Source organism: Prochlorococcus sp. MIT 0916, from assembly GCF_047305155.1.
GTDB lineage: Bacteria > Cyanobacteriota > Cyanobacteriia > PCC-6307 > Cyanobiaceae > Prochlorococcus_B.
Genome location: NZ_CP138980.1, coordinates 803,314 through 826,862, shown reverse-complemented (window position 1 = coordinate 826,862; position 23,549 = coordinate 803,314). Strand labels below are relative to the sequence as shown.

Below are 23,549 nucleotides of genomic sequence, written 5' to 3'. Positions count from 1 at the left end.
TATTGTAGAAACACAATAGCTATTAAGTTAATCATTGACTATTTTTAAATAGCTAATGGTTAATAACTATATAGTAGTAGTATTATATAGAAATCAAAAAAAGTGAATGCAAGTGAGTTGAATGAATAAACTATTAGTTTTTCAAGTCAATAATATAAATCGCTCCCCTTTACAGGTATTAATAGAATGGATGCTTATTTTCATGAATCAAACGGAGCAGTAGCTTGGAATAGTAATAGGTATTTAGGAAGAACATATTCAATTAATGGTTCTACTGTTGTTTCTTTTAGCTTTGCGGATAGTAGTGCTTTACTTTTTCGACATCATTTTTAGCATCCGCAGAATTTAAAGAGCGTTATGGAGTAGACGTCTCTGATTCAGCCTATGTAAATACTCTCTACCAAAATGTTTTAAGCAGAGACGCTGATACTGGAGGTTTAAACTATTGGCTAGGTCAACTCAACAGTGGAGCAGAGACACGATATGAAGTTCTTTTAGGTTTTTCGGAATCAGCTGAGAACAAAGCGCTTTTCTCTGAGATCACTGGGTTATTTTAAATAAATTCATACCTCCTTTATTATTATGAAAATAACCTAACCTTTTTAAAATTTTATGCTTAATGGATTAAGTTGATTATCATTTGCTTAAATACAAGAAAATTCCAGAAAAATGAATATCAATAGCATTTTCCTTTTGCTTTTAGTAATAGCTGCTTATCTAAATTTATATTTAACATTTAATAGAACAAAAAAGCAAAAGAGAAAAACAATACTACCTATTTCTTCCAAACAGTGGAGAGACAAAGAAGAGGATGAAAACTTTAAATCATGGCTTTCCAATCGTGAGAGATTAAAAGGGAAAAGAAAAGGGGATATTAATCACTAATCTTTGATTTTTATACAAAGTTCATCAATAAAAAATCTAATTTTAACTCCTCTCTAAAATATTTTTTGATCTCACTTTCAGTATAATATTCAAGATTATAAATAATCTTTATTCTTTAAATGTCCTAAGTCGTTAAAACATTTTAGATATTATAACTATGTAAAAATATATATATCTCTAAGAATATGTTCCAGTAAAGCAAAATCCTTTCTTAATACAAAAATCATAAGCAAATAATTTTAATGATTCGGGCATATCCTGCCATTGCATTTCTTCAAGTTTGTTTAATTGATCGGAATTTAGACTCTCTGCAACTTCATATGCTTCCATCATTTTTGCCCAACTAGATGAAAAGGTATCAAGATAAAAAGCTTTCTGATTCTTATTAAAAAAGTTAATTATATCTTCCTTCGTAAGTACTTCTCTAGATAATTGCTTATAGTGTTCAAATTCTGAGGACCAATCTGGAGTTGTGTTTGCAGACATGGAAGACACTATATTTAATCAATCATTATAATTTACAAGGTGTAAAATAATAAGTTGAATGACCAAATGAACATAATAAATTATTCAAAATTGAACTGTAGGCTTTCAAGCATCTTCAAGGTAATCAGAAAAGAGAAATTGATGAATTTTCCTAAGCCTCTATTCATATTCTTAAAAACTAGTAAAAACATACTTCGATCACATCTCTGCAATGCGTTTAAATAAGACAAAATAAATGCTTCCTACTCTCGAAATTACTTCGATCCTGTTGAAGAGTAAGCTTAGCTATGGTTACCTTTAACGAAATAATTAATTTCATCGAGGGGATGGACAGCAATATAATGATGATCCTATGAAACTTCAAAGTTTAGAAAGATGTCGATTAACAATCGGTTCATATCCACCATTTATCTACAATGCATCCGGAGGAGGAGGCGAAGCGTTATTACTTTCAAGTCAGAAAAATAATCTCTTATGCGTAACCTTTTCATCTAAGTCATTTTCAATTCCTCCTCTTTGTTCAAAAACAACAAAATTTTTATCTATTCCATTACCTCCTGGTTTGAAAATCACAATGTCTATGGATAAGCTAGAGGGAACTATTGATAAGAATTCGGGAGAAGTATTCTTGGAATTTGAATCTAAATTTCTTTTTAGCATTGGAACTATCCTTAAATTTCCTGACTTAATAGTTAAAACCTTTCTCCAAACAGGAAAAGTAAAAAGTAAGTTGCATCAAGCAGAAGGTCTTGTTCTTCAAAATGATGGCAACACAAAACTGGTAGGTATTGCCATCATCCCTCAAACTGGTAACAAGCTTTTGGATACCTTTCTTAATCTTCCAAATGAAGCTCTAGCAGAACTCAGATGCAAAATTAAATAATTACTTGATTTACGAATATCTACTATTGTGAATCCATCCATCTGATAATTAAGTCACAAAACCAACCATCTGTAGAAATGTAAACCTATCAATTAAGATATAAACTGCAAAAATAATTACTGAAAAAAATTATATATTGAATATTAGGAAGTTTATCTCGTTGATTTGTTTCATAATCGTAAAAAAGATTCTATTCTTTCAAAAAAGTAGCCATCGGCATCTACACAATCTTCTACTATGCTTAATGATCAAATACTTTAATATAAAACAAGAGATCTATTGATATTAGAACCTCATCACTTCCATACAGCACCATAACAATAGAAAAATAAATCTAATGAAGCGTGGAAAGAACAATCAAATTAGTAAAGTCTATGCGCAATTCATACAGAAACATTTACAAGCTTGATTGAATTTGTTAAAAATCATCTAGTTAAAATAGAATTTCTGTGTCATTATCAAAAGCATTGGCTCCAATATCACAACGTTTCACAGATTTTAAGCTATCTGGATCAAATAGGAGAAGTACTATCAAATAAGGCTGTTTTTAAAAATATAGTATGTACAGAAATTACAACATCCTCTAATCCTATACACCTACAACTCAATAAAGAATGACTCCTGATCTGCCAATCATTCCTTCTTCAAAATCAAAAAAACTAGCAGATAGTAGAATTCCAAAATGGACTCTCTTTTCTCTTTGCTTTATAACTACTCTAGTGGTCGTTAGTTTAATAAAAGCGTATCTTCCATTACTAGTATCTGCGCTTGCGATGCTTTTTGTATGGAGTCAAATGACTAAACCAATAGCAGAGATAGAAACTAAAGCTACGAAAGATGACAGTGACCAGTTAAATCTATTCAATAGGCAATACGCAATTGGAAGAAAGTATTCTAGGGTAAAGAAAGTATTACACGAAAAGGAAGATACAAAAGTTGCTTAATATAGATACATTAAAGAAAAACTTTAGGCAAGCGACGAGATTGACTCTAAAAAGTGCGCCGACAGAAGGGTTGATAATATTGAATATGGATGACATATGTAAACCTGAACAGTGGTGGTTGCTTCGTTCATAAAGAGAATTGACAAGCCATGCAGAAATGTGAAAATCAATTTATCCAACCATATATGTGTGAGGCTTCATGGTTACCCTTTGCTGTTTGCTCTGCTTACAAATCATCATTATCACGGCCACGAGTATTTAATTAAATGACAATTCGCAAACAAGCTCGTCTTGAACTAACTGAATCACAACTACTTATCATTAAGGAGCGAATTAAAACCTGGAGTACAAAGGACAAAGTTATAGATCTGATGAGATACAGATATGGTCGACTAGAAGAACGAGCGGCATAATAGACTCAACAACCAATAGTCAACTAAACATTAGTTATCGTTGCTATTTTAGGAAATTCACCTGTAAATAGATGACTATACAAAATCATGAGATTTCTTAACACTCATAACTTATAAGGAAAACAGAAAATTCATGTCCAAGACTATTGCGATAATTGACTACTTAAGTGAAGCTTAATTTGTCATTATTTATTCAAATGCCTGTTGATTTTTACATCTTAGTTATTCCATTCTGCGTTATTCCTGTATTTCTAGTCTCATTAGATTACTTTAACAAGAGTGCAGAGCTCAAGCGAAGAAATTTCAATATCATTGACTTTGACAAATTCGTAAAGCGAAAAGAAGAAGGTGATGCTATAGATATTGAAATAGCTAAACTGTTAGATATTGATAAAATTGCGGCATAAACTTCTCTGTGATACTTGTTGTTATATTTAGTTCATCCGATTTCTTCAGATGTAGTAGAAAAGTAGATATGGTTTCTAAATCAATTTTGTCTCATATTTAACTACTTTGATTATTTAACTTGAGAGTTCTTAATTTTGTATCACAACTTTCAATAATGATTAGTCATTTCTAACTTGCTTTAGCCAATAAGGAGAAGTAACTGAAATAGCCAAGATATAAAAATATAGTTGACTTCTTTTTAGCTCCTAATAGAAAAAATTTCTCATAGCGCATGACATTTTGACAAAAATCCTTGAAGACATATTCCCCATAGAGCCTGGAAGTAGGAAAGATACAAATATTAGTTTCATGTGTCATAATCGATTGAAATTTGTGGAACCTTTTAGATGGGGAAAGGTCCTACTCAAGAGCACGCCTTCGAATTGATTCTGAGTGAACGCGGAGTGAGTGAGAAAGATATTGGATGGGTACTGTCTAAATTAGATAGTCAAGGATATGTTCTAGATGACTGCCATTACATGGCACGAATACTTAGCAAAGAGTCTGAAGGCAATGCTAAAGAGATTTTCATTAATCGATATTTTGCTCTCACTATGAAAGGAGTTACTAGTGAAAATAAACTCAACGATCTCTTTCAAGAATGTATAGATAAAAAGAAAATGTGGACATTACTTGAAAAGAACTTCGGAGCTAGTTGTATAAAACTTCCAGTTGCAAGTATTAATGGTGAAACATATTTATTTGTATGTGGTCCGAATAAAAAATGTCCAGAGATCTCCAATACTGTTTCATTTGTGTTCTTCTCGAAAGATGAGATAAAAAAGCCAAGAACTCAGAATCCTTTAGAAATGAGCTCACTTCGATTGGCTGGATAACGAAGACAAATGAATCTAAGGATTAATACTAAACTTGAAATACCATCTAACGAAATACACTGGAGATTCTCTAGATCATCAGGTGCAGGCGGGCAGAACGTAAATAAGACAGACAGTCGAGCTGAAATTGTATTTAAGGTGTCTGAATCAAAAACTTTAACCCCATACCAGAAGCATAGAATCGCAATTCAGGATGAAGTCAAGCTAATCAATGGTTCTATTTGTATAGCTGTACAGGATCAAAGGACCCAATACCAAAACCGACAATTAGCTTTAAGTAGACTTGCTTCAACCTTACGAGAGCTTTTAAAACCACCTCCTAAGAAGAGAAGGGAGACTATTCCTACACGCTCATCACAGAGGAAGAGAGTTGAGTCAAAAAAGAAACGAGGTGAAATAAAAAGGAACAGACAAGCAAAAATAGATTATTAAGCCATAAATACGAGCAAGAACAAAAGCTTTTAGCGGAACAATTGAATAAACCATATATGCTTCAAACCATCATCAACGATATGATCAACAGCCCTGTATCCGAAGGGCATGCATCCACTATCTCCCAAGCCTAAGCCCTGACTTACTGAGATGATAAGTTTTCTTAATCTATACTTGAAGTCAAATAACTCATTCGTTTTATTGGCATAGAACAATACATTAGTTAATGGATTCTGCTAATCAAATCCAATCGCTCGTTGAGCAAGTAGAAAAGAATCCAGAATACAAAATTAGCGAACAAGAAGCTAAGGGTTTCTTAGCAGAGATTAAGCGAATCACACAAGAAGACAAAACCAATATGCCTCCATTGGTTGTGATAATTATGGCCTATATCAACATGCTTTTTCCAGAACTTGATGAGATGAAAGTCTGAGCCAAAAACACAAAAAATAATATCAGTTTCTCACAAACGTAAAGTCTTGGGCTTAGCTCCCTCAACCCATGTTCTTGAATAAAGATGTTGCCTGAAATTCAAACGATTGACTTAATAGTATGTTGCTCGAAGTAGGAGAGTGGGTTTTCATAGACATATCACTTCAAAATGAACTCTTGAGTCCAAACCAGAAGTGGATCAACAATGAAAATCGAAGTTTCTTTTTGCGTTGGAGGGATGGTCATCAAAGATATAGTTAATGTAGATAAATTTGCAGATACCGATCAAGTTGCAAAAGCAAGTAATCCATTTTGCAGAGTAACTATAGACAAGTATTAATGAAAGAACTTGGTAGCAGCATACTTCCACAAGAATAAAAGCAACAAAAGTAATGAATCACATCAACTGGAAAGAAGAATTACTTGATTCAGCAAAGTTCAATAAAAAGCAAGAGAACCTATTGAAGATTGGTTCAAAATCATTGACTGATAGTTGGCTAATTGGTGTTCTCTACACCAGATGGAAAAAGTTAAAACGTATTAGAGAACAACCTTCACCCAATTACAGTTCAGGTTTTCTGGAATGGACAAAAAAAGTTGATAATACAGATAAATGCCAGTCTTGATAAGTGGTTGGAGCATTTATGACAAAATCCAAGAGGCAGCGCGAAAGAAGTTGACATTAGTAAAGAGATATAGAACTGATTATTTTTAAGAGTGCTACGAGTATGAAAATGATAAGGGGAACACAAATTATGAGTGGAGTGATAGATGTTTTAAGAATCAGGAGGAATTACTGGAGTTCTTCGGTAATGCCATGATCGATGACTTAAATGCAGATGCTGTGTATGAAAGAAGAATCAAAATCTTTACTGATAAGGATAAAAAATAGTTGATGAAATTAAGTGATTCTGGCAGTCAAATTAAAATAATGAGAGCAAACTAATTATTTTAGTTGTAGTGTAGTCATATCTATGATTAGAGTAATAAAATAAATCCAATTTAATAGTAATGGCGAGTATTTATAATATTCCGAACTCAGGTAATCTAATCGGTATTAATACGCATAGAGATTAAATAGATAAGTAAAGAAATGTAGCCTTATCTTTTAAAGAGGTTTTAATACATAGAGTTATAGATTTTAAATGACCCTTGCAATCACTGAACTTGAGTTGACAGACGTTAATACAATTGCAATTCCTACAGATGCAATATTGATGATCTCTCTATTAATTATCTTCACATTATTAGGTTATTTTTTTCACAAGGTCTCCAACACTCAAACCAATCAATTTATTGAAAAACTAGACGATAATTTAAATCATGAATTAGTCAAAGAAAAGCTGGAAAATCAATTAATTCTTGAATCAACAAAAATAAATCAAGAAAAAGTAGAGAAGCCAATCATTAAAAAGCTGAATTTCTTACCACCTACAAGGTTATTGGGAGTAAGTAGTATGGCCAGTATAGCTATCGGAGGAGCAGGTCTTTTAGGGATCCAAGCTATACAAAATTCATATCAAGCAGTGAACACCAATCAAGTCAATATCAAGACCAATAATCAATCAGCAAAAACTTTATCGATGGTTAAATTAAAATCATTAGAAAAAGCTCAAAATAAAATAAAAAAGATCAACTATGTTGATCCATTATTATCAGCTATTAATAGTTCCACAAACAATAATTTTTACCAGTTTAAATCAAGAAAAACAGAAGATTTTTTCTCTTTTTAAATTCACAACTACCACTCATTTACCCCCATACGCCGCTTGAATTTAGCTATGCTTAAAGGAATAAATCTATCACTTTGTATCAATCCAGCTATGTGCGGATTATGTGTGAGCAAAGCGTGAGCAGCTAAATAAGCTACCCTCTAATCTCTTTTATAGCAATAGATCTCAGGTTACGTTGTATAATCGGCATTGATACAGATATTCTTGATTCTTATTTCGTACATATAAATTACCCCTTTCATATCAGTACTTTCTAAGAGTTTTCTTTATTACAAGTTAGTCACAATACCTTTCATTTTAGTCACAACTTCTACCAGAGCAGAAAACTGAAAGATCACATTCCAGTCATTGCAGTTAATTACACACTGGAAGGAAAGGTTCGCATACAACAAGTAATCACAAAATGGTCACAACTTTAGAAAAGTGCATATTAATAGAAAACACTCTTCAAATCCTCAAGTGAAAAAATACATTCTTCATTTAGTACTTTTCACCAGTTGCATTGGAGGTGGAGTTCTTGCAGGACAAATGTTCCGTGCAGGAGGTAGTGGTAGTTCTTGTCCTTCAGGTAGTCAATATAAAGGGAATGGTTTCTGCCGAAGTAATTAAGTGCTAACAATCAGTCTGAAGATCTGCTCTAACCTTTTCTGCTAAGTAATCAGGAAGACTTTTAAGACCACTCTCTAGTCCTTGTTCAGTGATCTCATTGTCTTTGTAGAGATTATGGAGAGCATTCGCAATGCATGATATTGATACCTCCTTCTACTAATTGCTTCTTTGTTTTTTCCTCAAGAATTGCTGAAGCAACTACATCTAATTTCCATGAGTACTCCTCTGTAAGACGGATATATTCTTCAGAGATCACCTTCATTTCTTCTTCCCATATTCAGTACTTATTAAGTCACCTAAAAAATTCTCTGGTTTCTTCTTTGCGTGCTTGCTTAATTCCAAAAGCATCTGGTAATAAACAGCACCCAATTTGACTTGTTTCATACTCATACCAATTGAAGTTTCGATTGTTGTCTGGCATTGAAGTAGAACTTGATTGCATCCTTATGAACATCACTTCTACTCTTACCCGTTTCATCCATTCACTGATGCTCAATGGGAATAATCTTGCTCGTCTCACCTTTCCTATAGTGGCAACAAAAGGTCTGTTTCTAGGGTCGATACTTCGCCATAGTTTATAAATAGGTTCTATATGGATTTTTTTTATTTAGGTTCTGGTGAGATTTAAAGGACTCTTATAATCAACGCTCTTACATGTCGATAGTTATAAAGGATACCTACATTCTTTAGACAATTCTTTGATTGAATCCCTTCAGGATTGCTCACTTCGTTCGCCTTATCAGTTGTTTGTTTAATTAGTTGGTAGAAAAACTAGATAAAAACCTTTACAAACTCACAGAGTTATTTATACAAATCTATATTTTGACTCTATGGATTCTATATGACCTATTCCTTAAAAACCCTGCAGCGAAAGAATATTTTGGCAATTATTATTTTTAGAAATCGATCCAAAGGTTGAAAAAGACATACACTGGAGGTCAAAAAGAAAGAAGTTCAACCTTCATTTACTTTCGCTCTCAACTTGTAGAAGGTTTCTTCACATCGACAAGAAATACCTTTGTATTCATCTGGGAAAGATTTCATCCAAGTAGGAATTGCCATCGTGACGGGAAAACCACCTGGTATATGGAATACAACCTCTTTCTTCTTTTCATCTATGAAATGAGGAGGCATACCAGTTCCTTCTAATTTTCCGTTCCTCAATCTTGGAAAGTTTTTTCTTTTAGTCATTCCTGTTGCTCCTTCTGCTCATGTTCTTGTTGAAGTTGCTCATATCTCTTCTTCAATCTTTTGTATTCCTCGTGCAGAGAACCTAATTGCCATGCATCCTTGAATCCGCTTGGTCCTTCCATCAGCAATCTGACCACATCAGGTTTATGTGCCTTCATCTCCAAGAATTCTTCCTGCCAAGAAGTGTCATCCCATTTAGTGCTCATCACACCTGTCCTCTGTATTTCTTGAACTCCTCTAATGAACTTGTGACGATTGACTTGTAATCATCAGGGAATCTTTGCTTCATGATTGCTGGAATTTCCAAGCAATCTGGATAAGGATTATGCAAATAAAAAACGACTTCCTTCTCTTTCTTCAAAACAATGTAATCAGATAGTCCCCCTATATTTTTGTCAGTCATGCTGCTTCCTTCTCTCCAAAATCAGGAACCATCAATACATCATCAATTTCTTCAGAAAGTGGGTTATACATCCACTCGCCCATCTCACACAGAAGGTGGAACCTGTCTTCAGGGTTGAGGGATTTCATCTGCTCGCAAGCATTCACTACACATTCATCCATTGCCTTCATTATTTTTGTCTTCTTGCTCATACCTCTAACACCACATCTTGCTCAACAATAATTCTTCGGATGGTTGATAAAGCAAGTCCAGTTTGTTTCCTAATTGAACGGTAAGAACAACCTTCATTTCTTAAACGCAAAACCAAACCTTCTTTCTCATCATTTGTCTTCGGTCTACCTCCAAGATTTCCTCCTGTTTCTCTTCTGTGGTTAATAGATTCTTGCGTTCTCTCAATCACCATCTGACGCTCAACTTCTCCGATTCCACTTAAAAGACCAATCAAAATTGGAGCAAACTTTCCCAGTGCTCTTGTATTGATCATTCCATCGGTTGTACGAACATGGATTCCACGCTCTTGGAGGTCATGGAGAGTATTAATGCACTGTCTCTGATTTCTAAATCCTCTATCCAATTTGGTGAATACGATTTCATCACCTTCCTCAAGCGTTCCTAATGCTGCCTCGAATTGTGGTCTTGCTTTATCTGTACTTGAGACGGTCTCCTGAAAAACAACAACGCAACCTGCTTTCTTTAACTCTTCAACTTGAGCACCAATAGAGATTTGCTTGTTGGTGGATTGTCTTGCGTATCCAATGCACTTGTATTCAGGTCTATCTCTAAAAAGTGGTTTTTCTCTGATGAACTTCTTTTCCATTTACATGTTCTAGAAACTATGGTGTTTCTTGTTGAATTACTTATGTCATTATTTTACCAACCAAACAGTCTTATTGGAACGCTGAAATCCTTTTATTCTTGATTTTTAATAATATCCAAATGAACAGTATTGAGTTTTATTACCATCCCCTTTTTGGAACACCTATTTTCTCCAATATTGAAGAGATTATTTCTGTTATTGCCATCTTGGTCTTGGGTGTATCAGAATGAAGATGCAGAACAACTCCTCACACATAGTTCTGTGCCGAAAGAGCATCCAATAGGGTGCTTTTTTAGTGCCTGTGCCAATCAATAAACCCTCCTGCTAAGGGTTTATTCCTAGTCTTGTTTAGGTATATTCAATTTGTGAGGAGTCGAGATCCTCCGCAGTGGAAACAAGGAAACACTTGCGCCTGATCTCACAAAGAAACCGCCTTGTTCAGAACGGGCGGTTTTTTTGTGCCTATTAATCCTCATACCCAATATTGTTTTCAGGATCAGTAATAAAGAGAATTAGTTGAAAAACAAAGTTTGCAGGTAATGAAAGTTTTTTAAGAAGTAACAAGGTCATGCCCTGTGTCACATTGAAATTCTCTTTTCGCTTACTCATATCTTTGTTATTTCATCAATACCTTTCTATTAACCACTCTGCAAAAGGGATTTCTTGATTTTGCGACCTTATCAGCATCCTCAAATTTGTCTACATGAACTATTTCTTTGATGACCATCCCTCCAACGAAACAAGAAACTTCCACTTTCATTGTTGACCTCCTCCCAGTTGGGAATGAAGAGTTCATCTTTAATGGACATGTCTATGAAAACCCATTCACCTTTCTCAAGCAATAGAGCATCAAATCAATGAGGATGCTGCCTAACCATAGTTAACTCTAATTTGCTCAAAAGGAAGACCAGTTTTACCTTCAAACTCTTTTTCTAACGACACCCAATATTCCTCTTCGTCTAATGAGACGTCATAAAATCTCCTTGCGAAATGTGCGTTGATTTCATCAATACTTTGCACTCCATATTCATCTAATGCTTCATGCTCTGACTCAAAAATTCCTTCACCATCTTCATCCATAACAACACCTACTTCCCACCAATTTTTACTTTCCCATTCGGGTAGCAAATCAAGTAGTGCTTGTGGAGCAACAAGTTCTACTGACCAATTTCCACCATCTCTAAATCTTTCACTTCCATGTAGATCTTCTTCGTCTATGTGATCCAAGTAATTATCTGCTCTCATCCGCTCAACTTGTTCGGGATTGAATGCCTTAATCCATTTCTCAATTTCTTTTTTAGTTTTATACATTGAGGTTCTTCCATATATCCCAACCAACGATTACACACGGTTTTCTATTGCTTGCTGTTCCCATTACCCTTCTAGTGCTTCCATTTTTTTAAATCCTAATTCCACTTGACCAACTAGACAAAAACAGTATGCCAATACACCCAAACATTATCCAAGAGCATTACTTCCATTGCAAAGCTGATGAGTCAACTGAGATTCTTGGAAAAGGTCGAAAGATCAAGCCAGCAGAGGAAAGTCTTAGATGGATTGGATCAAGTTAGGTTAAGAATCGTCCAATATAATTTTTTTTGTAAATGGAGTGAGAATTTAACTAATCGTTAGATCTATATTATCTAGTATGACTAGGGAAAAGGTTGAAGAGCATAAAGATTACGTTCAGTGAGGATTCCACCTACCTAAGTGGAAAAAGTGAGGTTACGGGGATAGCTCAACCAATAAAAATCACTATTGGTAACCAGTCTTGGAGAATTAGTAACTTACAAACGACCTGGAAGAGTTGGCCCTGGGTGAATTGGCTCTCTGGTTATGCTAGTGCATTTGCTGCCATCATTAATAATGATGGTTTTACGAGTCAAGTAGATAATACTGATCCAAATTCCTTAATTATCTATTCACCTAATCATATAAATCTTACAGACGTAGTTATAGACGTAGATAGATCAGTCGGAGGTCAAGGCGTTAATAGTATTTTTAATGGGACTGATCCTTACGCATTACCGAAAGCTACTGTTTCTGCAACAGGAGCTTCACCCACTAATGAAGACCCTACATATTCCATCTTTCCTTCTGCCACGGGTGATGGAGTAATTTCTAGCACGATCAATGAGGATGACACCTTATCAACAACAGTCATTACAACAAATTTCTCCTCTGTTGGTAGAAGCTTACTTTATTGGTCTGTATCAGGTGCTGGTATTAATGAGGCTGACTTTCGCTCTGGAACCTCTGGAATTTTAACCGGTAGTGGTTATACCGATCATGACGGAAAACTTGAGTTCAGTCATGCTCTTAAAAACGATAAAACTAGAGAAGGAGATGAAACACTTTTAATCAAAGTCTTTTCCGATGAGGATCGGACAATTCAAGTGGGTGAAACTGTTACTGTCACCATTAAAGATACCTCTAATCCTTTAACAGGAAGTACTCATGTTATAAGTCCAGGTAAAACCTCAATCGATGAAAGCGGTAATCCCCTTGAGCCAAAAATTACTAGTAGTGGATTAACACCTGGTACGACACTTTATTGGTCTGTCTCTGGTGATGGAATAAATTCTTCCGACTTCCTTTCAAATGACGGTTTCTTCTTTCCAGGCTTATCTGGTTCTTTTACTGCCGGCAACGATGGTTATGCCGGAATGAGCCGACGGTATTGGATCGCACCTGATGAAAAGACAGAAGGAGACGAGATACTTGAAATTAAATTATTTTCTGACTCCAATCGCACTCAACAAATTGCAAGTGAATCAGTCACGATTCAAGATACGTCAAAAAGTAAAGAAGCTTCTTATTCTATCTCAACTTCATCTTCCAGCATTAATGAAGGTGATTCATTTACTACCACTATTTCAACAATCAACGTTGCTGATAAAACAAATCTCTATTGGTCTCTTTATGGTTCTGGAATAACCTCTTCAGACTTTTCCTCAGGCAATTTAACTGGAAGTGGTCAAGTTGATAGCGATGGAAAACTTTCTTTCTCTCATACGCTTGCAAGTGATCTAACAACAGAAGGAAATGAGACAATTCAACTAAAAGTCTTTTCTGACTCCAATCGCACTCAACAAATTGCAAGTGAATCAGTCACGATTCAAGATACGTCAAAAAGTAAAGAAGCTTCTTATTCTATCTCAACTTCATCTTCCAGCATTAATGAAGGTGATTCATTTACTACCACTATTTCAACAATCAACGTTGCTGATAAAACAAATCTCTATTGGTCTCTTTATGGTTCTGGAATAACCTCTTCAGACTTTTCCTCAGGCAATTTAACTGGAAGTGGTCAAGTTGATAGCGATGGAAAACTTTCTTTCTCTCATACGCTTGCAAGTGATCTAACAACAGAAGGAAATGAGACAATTCAACTAAAAGTCTTTTCTGACTCCAATCGCACTCAACAAATTGCAAGTGAATCAGTCACGATTCAAGATACGTCAAAAAGTAAAGAAGCTTCTTATTCTATCTCAACTTCATCTTCCAGCATTAATGAAGGTGATTCATTTACTACCACTATTTCAACAATCAACGTTGCTGATAAAACAAATCTCTATTGGTCTCTTTATGGTTCTGGAATAACCTCTTCAGACTTTTCCTCAGGCAATTTAACTGGAAGTGGTCAAGTTGATAGCGATGGAAAACTTTCTTTCTCTCATACGCTTGCAAGTGATCTAACAACAGAAGGAAATGAGACAATTCAACTAAAAGTCTTTTCTGACTCCAATCGCACTCAACAAATTGCAAGTGAATCAGTCACGATTCAAGATACGTCAAAAAGTAAAGAAGCTTCTTATTCTATCTCAACTTCATCTTCCAGCATTAATGAAGGTGATTCATTTACTACCACTATTTCAACAATCAACGTTGCTGATAAAACAAATCTCTATTGGTCTCTTTATGGTTCTGGAATAACCTCTTCAGACTTTTCCTCAGGCAATTTAACTGGAAGTGGTCAAGTTGATAGCGATGGAAAACTTTCTTTCTCTCATACGCTTGCAAGTGATCTAACAACAGAAGGAAATGAGACAATTCAACTAAAAGTCTTTTCTGATGCGGCAAGGACGACTCAAGTTGGGGAGACTGCAAATATCACAATCAAAGACACTTCAAAACCTAAAGCACTAATAACAACAACGAGCACCTCGAATTTGAGTCTTCAACCCGACTATTGGGTTGGAGTGAATGAAGGAGATTCGTTTACAGTAACAATCGACTCCACATCCGAACAAAATGGTGGGATAGGAGTAGGTAGCAAGGTTTACTGGGAATTCGAAGATGGAAGAGGTGGAAATCAAAATGTCGACACTGATAGTTCTGATTTTTCTTATGGTGATCATCCTCATTCCTCCCCAACCAACGTAAATAGCGGAGTCATTGGGGCCGATGGGAAACTGAGTTTTACATATACTCTTGCCAACGATCAAAAAACTGAAGGAACCGAAAATATTCTTTTGAGGGTATTTAAATATTTTGGCTGGAAGAGAAGCTGGCTGGGAAGTCTGCAATTCATACAAATCTTAGACACTTCCATTGGAGCTAAAAGTTATTCTATATCTTCTAAACCATCAACTATACATGAGGCAGATAGCTTTACTACGTTCATTGAAACAGAAAATATTGAAGAAAATACTCCTCTCTATTGGTCTTTATCAGGTACTGGTATTGAATCTTCCGACTTTTCCTATGGGACTCTAAATGGCCAAGGAAAAGTTAGTAGCGATGGACTCCTGAGCTTTACACACACAGTTGCCAATGATCTCCTCATTGAGAATGATGAATCTATACAAATAAAAATCTTTTCTGATCCAAAACATACAAATCAAGTAGGTAATACGCAGAGAGTTGTAATTAAAGATGGAATTGCTAGAGATGATTACTCGAATGACATAAATACACAAGGGTCTCTAACTATAGGAAATTCAGTTTCTGGGGTCACGGAAAAAGGTAGTGATAAAGATTGGTTTAGTATCAATTTAATAGAAGGGAAGAAATATACATTCAATATTCAAGGTGATGGCACTAATAATCATGTACTCGAAAAACCATATTTTTTACGTCTTTTAAGTAGCAGCGGAGAGACAGTATTAAACAGTATGATAATTGATGATACTTCTCATGTGAATGGGAAATTAAATTATCAAGCACAAAATTCTGGTCTAGCTTTTGTAGAAGTAAGTCTCATAGGTTCAGATTATCAAAGTAAAAAAACGGGAAAATACACCTTAAGTGCCTGGGAAGAAACTGGAAAAGCTAGCTACAAAATCTCAACATCCACTTCCAGTATTAATGAAGGAAAGAGTTTTTCAACAACAGTCAATACCAACAACGTTTCATTAGGAACAAAACTCTTTTGGTCTCTTTCTGGTTCTGGAATCAGTGCCTCAGACTTTTCCTCTGGAGCTCTCGCAGGTACAGGGATTGTTGATAGTGATGGTCAATTATCTTTCTCTCATACGCTATCTAATGATCAAACAACTGAGGGTAATGAGACTATTGAAGTCAAAGTTTTTTCTGATTCAAATCGAACGAGACAAGTTGGAAAGAGTCAAACGATTAATGTTTCTGATACCTCTAAATTTGAGTACAAAATAACACCTTCCTCATCAGCAGTAGAGGAAGGTGGTTTAATCACTTATTCAGTGCAAACTACAGATTTCGATATAGGAAGTTCCCTTTATTGGGAACTCACTGGAGATATTGATGAAAATGATTTTACAAAAAAAGAACACAATCCATATTACATCACACCAAAAGGCTCAAGTCGTGAATGGGGCAATCCTCTTAAAGGATATGGAGTACTTACTGATGACGGATACTTTGTAATTAATAAAACCCCTGTAGAAGATCAGACAACCGAAGGTGATGAGAAAGTTACACTATCAATTTACTCGGATGGAACATATTCAGTACTTTTAAACAAAAATGATTCAGTAGTCATTAAAGATACATCACTCTCTGAACCAATTTATTCAATAGACGTCGACAAAAGTACTCTTGATGAAGGAGAGTCAATCACAACAAGGATTAAGACGGAAAATGTTTTAGCAGGAACCAAGCTTTTTTGGAAATTAAGCGGCAACAATATTTACTCTTCAGATTTCAGTACAGGTAGTCTTAAAGGGGAGGGAATCGTTGATGAAGATGGTGAAATTTTATTAATTCATACTCTTAATAATGACCGAAATACAGAAGGAAACGAATCATTCAAAATTAGTCTCTATAGTAATTCTTATTTAAATATAAATAATCTTGTAGCCGAAACCAAGTCAATATTAATTAAAGACACATCGGTATCTCCAACATATCAAATAACGCCTACAACTACAACTGTCAGTGAAGGGGAAAGCATAACCTTTAATATTGAAACAACAAGTCTAGAAGAAGGTAAAAAGCTATATTGGCGATCATTTAGTAATAATCTAACAAAGGATGATTTTAAAAATGAGGATAGCGTAAATAGTTCAGGTACAATTGACTCCACAGGAAAATTATCTTTTATACAGAGTTTCGTAGAGGATCAGACTACGGAAGGGAATGAACAATATGTAGTCAAAATCTATAACGACCAATCGACAAAAAATTCAGTTGCACAAACGTCTGTTATTACTGTTATTGATAGTTCTAAGACTCCAGCACCCAAGGATGACTATTTAGATACGATTAGCACCACTGGAAAACTACTGATAGATTCAATTGCAACTGGAGAAATAGAGACAGAAAGAGATAAAGATTGGTTTTCAATAAATTTACAAGCTGATCATATTTATCAAATCGATCTAGAGGGAAGTGATACCTACTCAGGAACGTTGATTGACCCTTATCTCAGAGGTCTATATAACTCAAGTGGTTCTTATATATGGGGTACATCAAATGATGATGGAGGAGTAGGCTCTAACGCAAGATTATCGTTTAAAGCTGTTAGTAGCGGCCAATACTTTATTTCGGCAGGTGCTTATGAGAATGACTTAGGTACATACAAGCTCTCTATCAAAGATAAAGGACCAGCAACTATAAAAGATGATTTCACAAATAATGTTTATACCTCTGGGAAACTTAATATTAATAGTTCAACAAATGGCAATATAGAAAGTTCAGGAGATGAGGATTGGTTCGCTGTTAATTTAATCTCAGGTAATCAATATGCAATAAAGCTAGAAGGAAGTTCAACCTCTAATGGAACATTAAATGATCCATATCTTAATGGTATTTATAATTCTTATGGATTACAAATAATTGGTACAACAAATAATGATGGAGGTACGGGTTATAACTCGCATTTATTATATAAAGCAACAAACACTGGCAAACATTTTATTTCTGCACGTGGGAATAGATCTTCAAAAGGAACATACAAACTAACTATTACAAATGAGACTCCTATTTCGAAGCCAACATCAAATTATAATATTAAAATCAATTATCAAGGTCCATCAAAATATAAAACATATTTCGATCAAGCATCAAGTTTCTGGAGTAAGGTAATTACTTCAGATGTATCAGATGAAATTCTTCCAGGATATGGACTTGTTGATGATTTAGTAATAGATGCTTCTCTTAAAAATATAGATGGGATTAATGGAACCTTAGCTTATGCTGGACCAACTTTTATAAGAGATCCAAGTTTTCAACCTATTGCAGGTATTATGGTCTTTGATACCGCTGATAGTGACGAGCTTATAAAAAGAGGGTTATTTTTAGATACTGTTAAACATGAAATGCTTCATGTGTTGGGGTTAGGTTGTGTTTGGCCTCATTTAAAATTAAGTAATGGATATAATTACATTGGTCCAAAAGCTGTGGCTAAATATAGTGAATTAAAAGGATATAACCAAAGTTATATTCCTATAGAACGTGGCGGTGGAGAGGGAACAGCAGGTGGTCATTGGGATGAAAATGTATTTGGAAACGAAATAATGACTGGCTATATAAACCAAGGCAGGAATCCAACAAGTAAAATAACTATTGGAGCATTAGAGGATATAGGTTATCAAGTTAACTACCAAATGGCAGATTCATATTATTTACCTAATAATTCATACAAAATATTATATAAAGACAATGATATAACCAATATATCAGAAGAGAATCAAAACAATAGTGAGATAAAATTCTTTCATTCCAAGGAAGTAAAAAATTTTAATGGATTAGCTTATTACAATCACTCAAATAAACCAATTAATATTACTTCTAGTCTCTCAACTATCAAATTCGCAGGTACAATTATTTGGGCTAATGGAAATATTATTAGATTTATAGAAAACAATACTGATAAAAACTATATTGTTGAATTAGATGGAACTTTTGAAGCTAATAATCCTCAAGAAATTTCAGAAATCAAAGGTACATTAAATAAATTAATCTTTTATGATAATCACTTCAAAAATAAAGAATATGACTTTACGAATTTTATTTCACCCGTAGATGTAAAAGACAAATTGAACAATTGGACAGATCTAGACCTTACTCAAGATAATTTAATAGAGAATAAAGCTCCAGGGGAACATAACGACACCATTAGATCAGGCGCTGGAAATGATATTATCTACGGTGGTACAGGTAATGACACTCTTAACGGCGAATCTGATAATGATCAAATCTTTGGAGAGTTAGGCGACGATTTACTTACTGGAGGTTTAGGAGCAGATATTATTAATGGTGGAGAAGGCTCTGATACAGCCATTTATTCTGAAAAATTCAGTCAATATAAGATTTCCCGATCTGAAAAAAAGCTAAATATTGAGGATACTAAGTATGAAATAGATAATATCGATATTCTTGAAAATGTTGAATTCATTCAATTCGCAGATCAAACCGTTATGGAATCAAAGGTTGATCTCTCTAAAGAGTATCCAGACATATTTAGTGACTACAAGTTCTACGACAAAGGGAATGGGACCTATCAAATCAAAACTGATGCTGGATATGACGACATCACAGGATTACCAAAATTGATATTCTCTGATAAAACGATCAGCGCAATAGTTGATGTTAAAGGAACATTTGATCAAGTGACTGGGCTCGATACAGATTCAGGCAAAATGTTCAGATTGTATAACGCTTCTTTCAAGCGACTACCTGATCCAGATGGACTAAGTTATTGGATTGATAATTTTAGTTCTGGCAAAGATGATGAAAGAGCTGTTGCTTCCTCTTTCTTAGCCTCTGCAGAGTTCAAAGAACGTTATGGAGATAACGTCTCTGATTCAACCTATGTCAATACGATGTACCAAAATGTTCTTGGAAGAGATGCAGACAGCGGTGGTCTCAATTATTGGTTAGGACAACTAAGTAGTGGTGCTGAGACCCGTTATGAAGTCCTACTTGGATTTGCAGAATCAGCAGAGAACAAAGCTCTCTTTACAGAGATGACTGGTTTTGGTTAATCTTAAAAATATTAAAATAGCTGAAGATTTACTTTATACAAGAGTAACAAGTAGCTATAGGAAAATATATTTAGATAACCTAGACATGAACCACGGTTCACCTCTAGAAGTTTAAAAAAGTAACATCACACTTTTTAAAATCTACATCACACTTAGGTCACACTTTCAAAGGTGCGTATTAAACGCCCTCCAAATCGATTGATATAACTTGTGTCTCTAACATCACATTTTAGGTCGTATAGTCGGCATTTATTCACTACATCCCCTTTTCTGATTCACTACATATGTCTACTACAGGGATTAGAAGGAAAAAAATAATCACATAATAATCACACTCACTCACAAAATAATCACACTCCCTTTTCTAAAACTTCTAAAAATTCTTAAAGAGGGGGTGTATTTGAGTACACCCCCTAACATCTATAAATTAAACAAATCCAGTCATTTCACTAAACAGTGCCTTGTTTTCTGCTGATTCTGCAAACCCTAGAAGAGCTTCATATCGGGTTTCAATTCCACTGCTGAGATTACCTACCCAATAGTTGAGTCCCTCTGCATCAGCATCTCTTCCTAAAACATTTTTATAGAGGTTATTCACATATGTCTCATCACTTACATCACTACCATATTTTTCAGTGAATTCTGCAGATCCTAAAAATGACTGAGCAACAACTCGATTACTATTTTCTCCAGATGCATTTTTACCAATCCAATACTCCAAACCAGAAGCATCAGGAAATCTTGCAAACGCTGCGTTATACAGGCGAAACATTCTCCCAGTGACATTATCCTTTCCAGTTACTAAGTCAAAAGTAGCTTTTATATCATCAGTTACATGCAAACTCTTATCATTAAATTTAATAGATTCTAATCCAGTAATTTCATCTACAACATCTTTCGATAGTCCAAATCCAAAGCGATTATCTCCTAATTTATAAAATTTATTGTCATAACTATTTGATATAGATTTCCAATCGTAATCAACTATCTCAAAAGCATCTAAGGGAAGTTGTTTATAATGTATATCTACAATATCTATAAATGCACCTAAATGATCATTACCATAACCTGAATATGGTCTACTTAAAGGACCCATACCCGAAACAGTTCCATTCACATTAAACATTAATTTACCAGCATTATTAAAATATAAATTCTGCGAGGCAGACTTTGCATTTTCCCACTCTGTTGCAATCTCAGCATCTGTCATAAATCCGACTGGACTCTGAAACAAACTAATTTGAATCTTTTTCCCTTCGTCTTTAATCCATTCGCTAGTTTGATTTTTTTCATCAATAGTTGGATAACCTCCACCAAAAGGACTAAATAATTTACTTGAAATTAATATTTTATCTCCCTCTTCATAGTTAAAATTAGCAACTGATGCATTCAAATAATCATTATTAAGAACTCCTAGTTCATCCAATGTATATTTTGCATCTTCTCCTGTATACATTCCTTTTCTATTTAGAATAAAATAATCCTTTCTTCCGTTTTCTCCTATTAATAAATCCTCATTTAATTTTGTATTATGATATTTTTCAGTTTCTAGTTGTGCATTATTTGCACCTAGTATAAATTGCAATGCTAATTGATCATTTCGAGATAAAGAAATATGCCGACCTGCCTGAATTTGATCATGAATTAAATAAGATAAAATAGTAGAATTAATTGTATAATCAAAGCGATTATCTCCTTCTGGATTTGATAATCCAAAAGATTTAAGAATTGTTCGGGATATCTCAAGTTGAGAACTAACACCTCCATATTGAATTTCCTTATGATTAATAATATAGCTAAAGTTAGACTTATTTATCTTCTTAATTGATCCAGGATGATCATCTAATGTATTTAATTTTATTGGAGATATAGTCATACTATAATTAATCTCTGCATTGGTATCTTTCTTCTCAAATTTTATACCAGTTAAATTATTAATATGATCAAATATTCTCTTAAACCAATTAGCATGAATATCACTATGAGTATCAGATAAAGAGTATGTAATTATTCCATCATTTGCTATTTCTTTCGCATAATTTCTTTGATCTTTTGTTGAAGAATGCAAAAGAAAATTTATATCGGACACTATCTTCTATACAAGATGAATATAATTGTACTAGATGATCTAACTTGTCTATAAAAATAAAATGTTTACACAATTGCAAATTATGCTCACACACATCCATTAGTAATTTAAATAGCCAAGTATCTATAGCACTTTCGAATACGCTAAGTTATATCAACAGAAAGAGAATTGCGTCTTGTATAAGAATCACATAATAGTCACATATGCTAAAATAGTGAATCAATAGACTATCAGATCAGTTGCAATAACTAGGTTACAATGGGATCACACTACCTATGTGGTGTAGTCGGCATTAATACGAACATATTGATCGGACAAATCACAACCCCAAGCAGTAGCAGAACCTTTTCCTATCCCTATCTTTAATCTTATACTAATGAGATCATCGATCAAATATTTTCCTGTTAATCTTGCTTTCATAAAGTTGCTTACTATTTGTCTATCGAAATCTTGAGGTGTTCCATTAGAAAATATTTCATAAGGTCCAATCCATAATTTGACATCATTGAAATTAAAAGATGTGCCTGCGCGACCAAGTGCAGCAATAATTCTTCCCCAATTAGGGTCGGAACCATGAACTGCAGTTTTAACCAAAGAGGATGAAGCAATTGTACGAGCTATAGCATGAGCATCTAAATCACTCGGAGCACCCTCAACCTTTATCTCAAGCAAACAATTAGCCCCTTCTCCATCTCTTGCAATTGCTTTAGCCAATTGTTGAGCAGTTAAATGCAGTCCCTCTTCAAGGATTGATAAATATCTTGGATCTAATTTAGGTCCAGAAGAAAAAGCTAAAAAAGTATCATTTGTACTCGTATCTCCATCAACAGTAATTGCATTAAAAGATGACTCTGCAACTCGCTTAATCATATCCGACCATAAAACATGATCTATACCTACATCGCACGTAATATAACTCAACATTGTTGCCATTGAAGGATGAATCATTCCTGAACCCTTAGCCATTCCTCCAATAGATATTTGTCTATCACCTAAAACTGCTTGATATGCAATTTCCTTTACCTGAAGATCTGTTGTAAGAATTGCATTAGCCGCATCCAGATTTGCCTCCTTATCTAAACTCTCTATAAGATAATCCAGGTGGCCATTTACTTTTTCAACAGGTATTGGCTCACCAATCACACCAGTAGAACATATCAAAACTTCTTCATCAGATAATCCCAAGCGTTGAGCAAGCTCATGTGTAATGATTTCACTATCAATTTTACCTCGACTACCTGTACAAGCATTTGCTTGCCCAGAGTTAATAATTACAGCACGTATTTTTCCCTCAGATGCCTTGATTCGATCAACACATAGATCCACGCAATAAGCACGAGTAACTGATTGTGTAAATGTCCCACTGCAACAAGCACCATCAGGTGCGTATAGCAAAGCAAGATCTTTCTTCCCAGAAGGCTTCAATCCTGCGGAAATGCCAGCTGCTAAAAAACCATCAGGGGTAGTAATACCACCAGATATTGGAGACCATACAGAAGATGTCAAAAGACTCAAATTCAGAAGAGCATTTTTCACTTACTA

The 23,549-nt window shown here is 34.6% G+C and carries 28 protein-coding genes and 1 pseudogene; 16 read left to right on the top strand and 13 right to left on the bottom strand.

The window, feature by feature from the left end:
* The first annotated feature begins 186 nt into the window (after nucleotides 1–186).
* The 3 genes and pseudogenes from SIB53_RS04200 to SIB53_RS04190 all read left to right on the top strand — a co-directional run bounded on the left by SIB53_RS04200 (nucleotide 187) and on the right by SIB53_RS04190 (nucleotide 885).
* Nucleotides 187–333: a hypothetical protein gene (locus tag SIB53_RS04200; protein WP_413678945.1), complete on the top strand. Its 147-nt coding sequence runs from the start codon at nucleotides 187–189 to the stop codon at nucleotides 331–333.
* Nucleotides 334–383: 50 nt separating this feature from the next.
* Nucleotides 384–557: pseudogene (locus SIB53_RS04195) on the top strand (DUF4214 domain-containing protein); the annotation flags it as partial.
* Between the two features lie 112 nt (nucleotides 558–669).
* Complete coding sequence (locus tag SIB53_RS04190; RefSeq protein ID WP_413678944.1) at nucleotides 670–885, top strand: hypothetical protein; 216 nt, start codon at nucleotides 670–672, stop codon at nucleotides 883–885.
* A 177-nt stretch (nucleotides 886–1,062) separates the two neighbouring features.
* Here the strand turns inward: SIB53_RS04190 and SIB53_RS04185 are convergent, their stop codons facing one another.
* Nucleotides 1,063–1,371, bottom strand: coding sequence for a hypothetical protein (locus tag SIB53_RS04185; protein ID WP_413678943.1), 309 nt, complete (start codon nucleotides 1,369–1,371; stop codon nucleotides 1,063–1,065).
* 352 nt (nucleotides 1,372–1,723) lie between these two features.
* On the opposite strand from SIB53_RS04185, the gene SIB53_RS04180 reads away from it, so the two are divergent.
* From SIB53_RS04180 to SIB53_RS04130, 11 genes are all read left to right on the top strand, one after another.
* Nucleotides 1,724–2,254 carry a hypothetical protein gene (locus tag SIB53_RS04180; protein WP_413678942.1) on the top strand — a complete coding sequence of 177 codons (531 nt, stop codon included), beginning with the start codon at nucleotides 1,724–1,726 and terminating at the stop codon, nucleotides 2,252–2,254.
* 614 nt (nucleotides 2,255–2,868) lie between these two features.
* The gene (locus SIB53_RS04175) at nucleotides 2,869–3,198 is read left to right on the top strand and encodes a hypothetical protein (RefSeq protein ID WP_413678941.1); all 330 of its coding nucleotides are present in this window, start codon (nucleotides 2,869–2,871) and stop codon (nucleotides 3,196–3,198) included.
* A 266-nt stretch (nucleotides 3,199–3,464) separates the two neighbouring features.
* On the top strand, nucleotides 3,465–3,611 hold the full coding sequence (locus SIB53_RS04170) for a hypothetical protein (protein WP_413678940.1): 147 nt from the start codon (nucleotides 3,465–3,467) through the stop codon (nucleotides 3,609–3,611).
* A 167-nt stretch (nucleotides 3,612–3,778) separates the two neighbouring features.
* The gene (locus SIB53_RS04165; RefSeq protein WP_413678939.1) at nucleotides 3,779–4,018 is read left to right on the top strand and encodes a hypothetical protein; all 240 of its coding nucleotides are present in this window, start codon (nucleotides 3,779–3,781) and stop codon (nucleotides 4,016–4,018) included.
* A 387-nt stretch (nucleotides 4,019–4,405) separates the two neighbouring features.
* Nucleotides 4,406–4,894 (top strand): hypothetical protein, encoded by a 489-nt coding sequence (locus SIB53_RS04160; RefSeq protein ID WP_413678938.1) that lies wholly within the window; start codon nucleotides 4,406–4,408, stop codon nucleotides 4,892–4,894.
* A gap of 9 nt (nucleotides 4,895–4,903) precedes the next feature.
* Complete coding sequence (arfB, locus tag SIB53_RS04155; RefSeq protein WP_413678937.1) at nucleotides 4,904–5,326, top strand: alternative ribosome rescue aminoacyl-tRNA hydrolase ArfB; 423 nt, start codon at nucleotides 4,904–4,906, stop codon at nucleotides 5,324–5,326.
* Between the two features lie 226 nt (nucleotides 5,327–5,552).
* On the top strand, nucleotides 5,553–5,759 hold the full coding sequence (locus SIB53_RS04150; protein WP_413678936.1) for a hypothetical protein: 207 nt from the start codon (nucleotides 5,553–5,555) through the stop codon (nucleotides 5,757–5,759).
* A 204-nt stretch (nucleotides 5,760–5,963) separates the two neighbouring features.
* A complete protein-coding gene (locus SIB53_RS04145) occupies nucleotides 5,964–6,098 on the top strand; it encodes a hypothetical protein (protein ID WP_413678935.1) in 135 nt (44 codons plus the stop codon).
* A gap of 52 nt (nucleotides 6,099–6,150) precedes the next feature.
* Complete coding sequence (locus tag SIB53_RS04140; protein WP_413678934.1) at nucleotides 6,151–6,384, top strand: hypothetical protein; 234 nt, start codon at nucleotides 6,151–6,153, stop codon at nucleotides 6,382–6,384.
* 519 nt (nucleotides 6,385–6,903) lie between these two features.
* Nucleotides 6,904–7,491: a hypothetical protein gene (locus SIB53_RS04135; RefSeq protein ID WP_413678933.1), complete on the top strand. Its 588-nt coding sequence runs from the start codon at nucleotides 6,904–6,906 to the stop codon at nucleotides 7,489–7,491.
* A gap of 423 nt (nucleotides 7,492–7,914) precedes the next feature.
* Entirely contained in the window at nucleotides 7,915–8,100 is a 186-nt protein-coding gene (locus SIB53_RS04130) for a hypothetical protein (protein ID WP_413678932.1), read from the top strand.
* Nucleotides 8,101–8,212: 112 nt separating this feature from the next.
* On the opposite strand, the gene SIB53_RS04125 is transcribed toward SIB53_RS04130, so the two are convergent.
* The 10 genes from SIB53_RS04125 to SIB53_RS04080 form a co-directional block, all read right to left on the bottom strand.
* Nucleotides 8,213–8,362: a hypothetical protein gene (locus SIB53_RS04125; protein ID WP_413678931.1), complete on the bottom strand. Its 150-nt coding sequence runs from the start codon at nucleotides 8,360–8,362 to the stop codon at nucleotides 8,213–8,215.
* A gap of 30 nt (nucleotides 8,363–8,392) precedes the next feature.
* Nucleotides 8,393–8,620, bottom strand: coding sequence for a hypothetical protein (locus SIB53_RS04120; RefSeq protein WP_413678930.1), 228 nt, complete (start codon nucleotides 8,618–8,620; stop codon nucleotides 8,393–8,395).
* Between the two features lie 434 nt (nucleotides 8,621–9,054).
* A complete protein-coding gene (locus tag SIB53_RS04115) occupies nucleotides 9,055–9,291 on the bottom strand; it encodes a hypothetical protein (protein WP_413678929.1) in 237 nt (78 codons plus the stop codon).
* Nucleotides 9,288–9,497, bottom strand: a complete 210-nt coding sequence (locus SIB53_RS04110; RefSeq protein WP_413678928.1) for a hypothetical protein — start codon at nucleotides 9,495–9,497, stop codon at nucleotides 9,288–9,290. Before SIB53_RS04110 ends, SIB53_RS04115 begins: the two co-directional genes overlap by 4 nt.
* Complete coding sequence (locus tag SIB53_RS04105) at nucleotides 9,497–9,694, bottom strand: hypothetical protein (RefSeq protein ID WP_413678927.1); 198 nt, start codon at nucleotides 9,692–9,694, stop codon at nucleotides 9,497–9,499. The genes SIB53_RS04110 and SIB53_RS04105 overlap by 1 nt, the downstream gene beginning before the upstream one ends.
* Complete coding sequence (locus tag SIB53_RS04100) at nucleotides 9,691–9,885, bottom strand: hypothetical protein (protein ID WP_413678926.1); 195 nt, start codon at nucleotides 9,883–9,885, stop codon at nucleotides 9,691–9,693. Before SIB53_RS04100 ends, SIB53_RS04105 begins: the two co-directional genes overlap by 4 nt.
* A complete protein-coding gene (locus SIB53_RS04095; protein ID WP_413678925.1) occupies nucleotides 9,882–10,511 on the bottom strand; it encodes a recombinase family protein in 630 nt (209 codons plus the stop codon). The genes SIB53_RS04100 and SIB53_RS04095 overlap by 4 nt, the downstream gene beginning before the upstream one ends.
* A gap of 465 nt (nucleotides 10,512–10,976) precedes the next feature.
* Nucleotides 10,977–11,120 (bottom strand): hypothetical protein, encoded by a 144-nt coding sequence (locus tag SIB53_RS04090; RefSeq protein WP_413678924.1) that lies wholly within the window; start codon nucleotides 11,118–11,120, stop codon nucleotides 10,977–10,979.
* Between the two features lie 7 nt (nucleotides 11,121–11,127).
* Complete coding sequence (locus SIB53_RS04085) at nucleotides 11,128–11,307, bottom strand: hypothetical protein (protein ID WP_269624008.1); 180 nt, start codon at nucleotides 11,305–11,307, stop codon at nucleotides 11,128–11,130.
* 74 nt (nucleotides 11,308–11,381) lie between these two features.
* Nucleotides 11,382–11,822, bottom strand: a complete 441-nt coding sequence (locus SIB53_RS04080; protein WP_413678923.1) for a hypothetical protein — start codon at nucleotides 11,820–11,822, stop codon at nucleotides 11,382–11,384.
* A gap of 128 nt (nucleotides 11,823–11,950) precedes the next feature.
* Here SIB53_RS04080 and SIB53_RS04075 point away from each other — a divergent pair, with 128 nt between their 5' ends.
* Both SIB53_RS04075 and SIB53_RS04070 read left to right on the top strand, forming a co-directional pair.
* A complete protein-coding gene (locus SIB53_RS04075; protein WP_413678922.1) occupies nucleotides 11,951–12,082 on the top strand; it encodes a hypothetical protein in 132 nt (43 codons plus the stop codon).
* A 93-nt stretch (nucleotides 12,083–12,175) separates the two neighbouring features.
* Nucleotides 12,176–19,918, top strand: coding sequence for a DUF4214 domain-containing protein (locus SIB53_RS04070; protein ID WP_413678921.1), 7,743 nt, complete (start codon nucleotides 12,176–12,178; stop codon nucleotides 19,916–19,918).
* A gap of 427 nt (nucleotides 19,919–20,345) precedes the next feature.
* Here the strand turns inward: SIB53_RS04070 and SIB53_RS04065 are convergent, their stop codons facing one another.
* A complete protein-coding gene (locus SIB53_RS04065; RefSeq protein ID WP_413678920.1) occupies nucleotides 20,346–22,007 on the bottom strand; it encodes a DUF4214 domain-containing protein in 1,662 nt (553 codons plus the stop codon).
* Nucleotides 22,008–22,280: 273 nt separating this feature from the next.
* The gene (gene argJ / locus SIB53_RS04060; protein WP_413678919.1) at nucleotides 22,281–23,543 is read right to left on the bottom strand and encodes a bifunctional glutamate N-acetyltransferase/amino-acid acetyltransferase ArgJ; all 1,263 of its coding nucleotides are present in this window, start codon (nucleotides 23,541–23,543) and stop codon (nucleotides 22,281–22,283) included.
* Nucleotides 23,544–23,549: the final 6 nt, after the last annotated feature.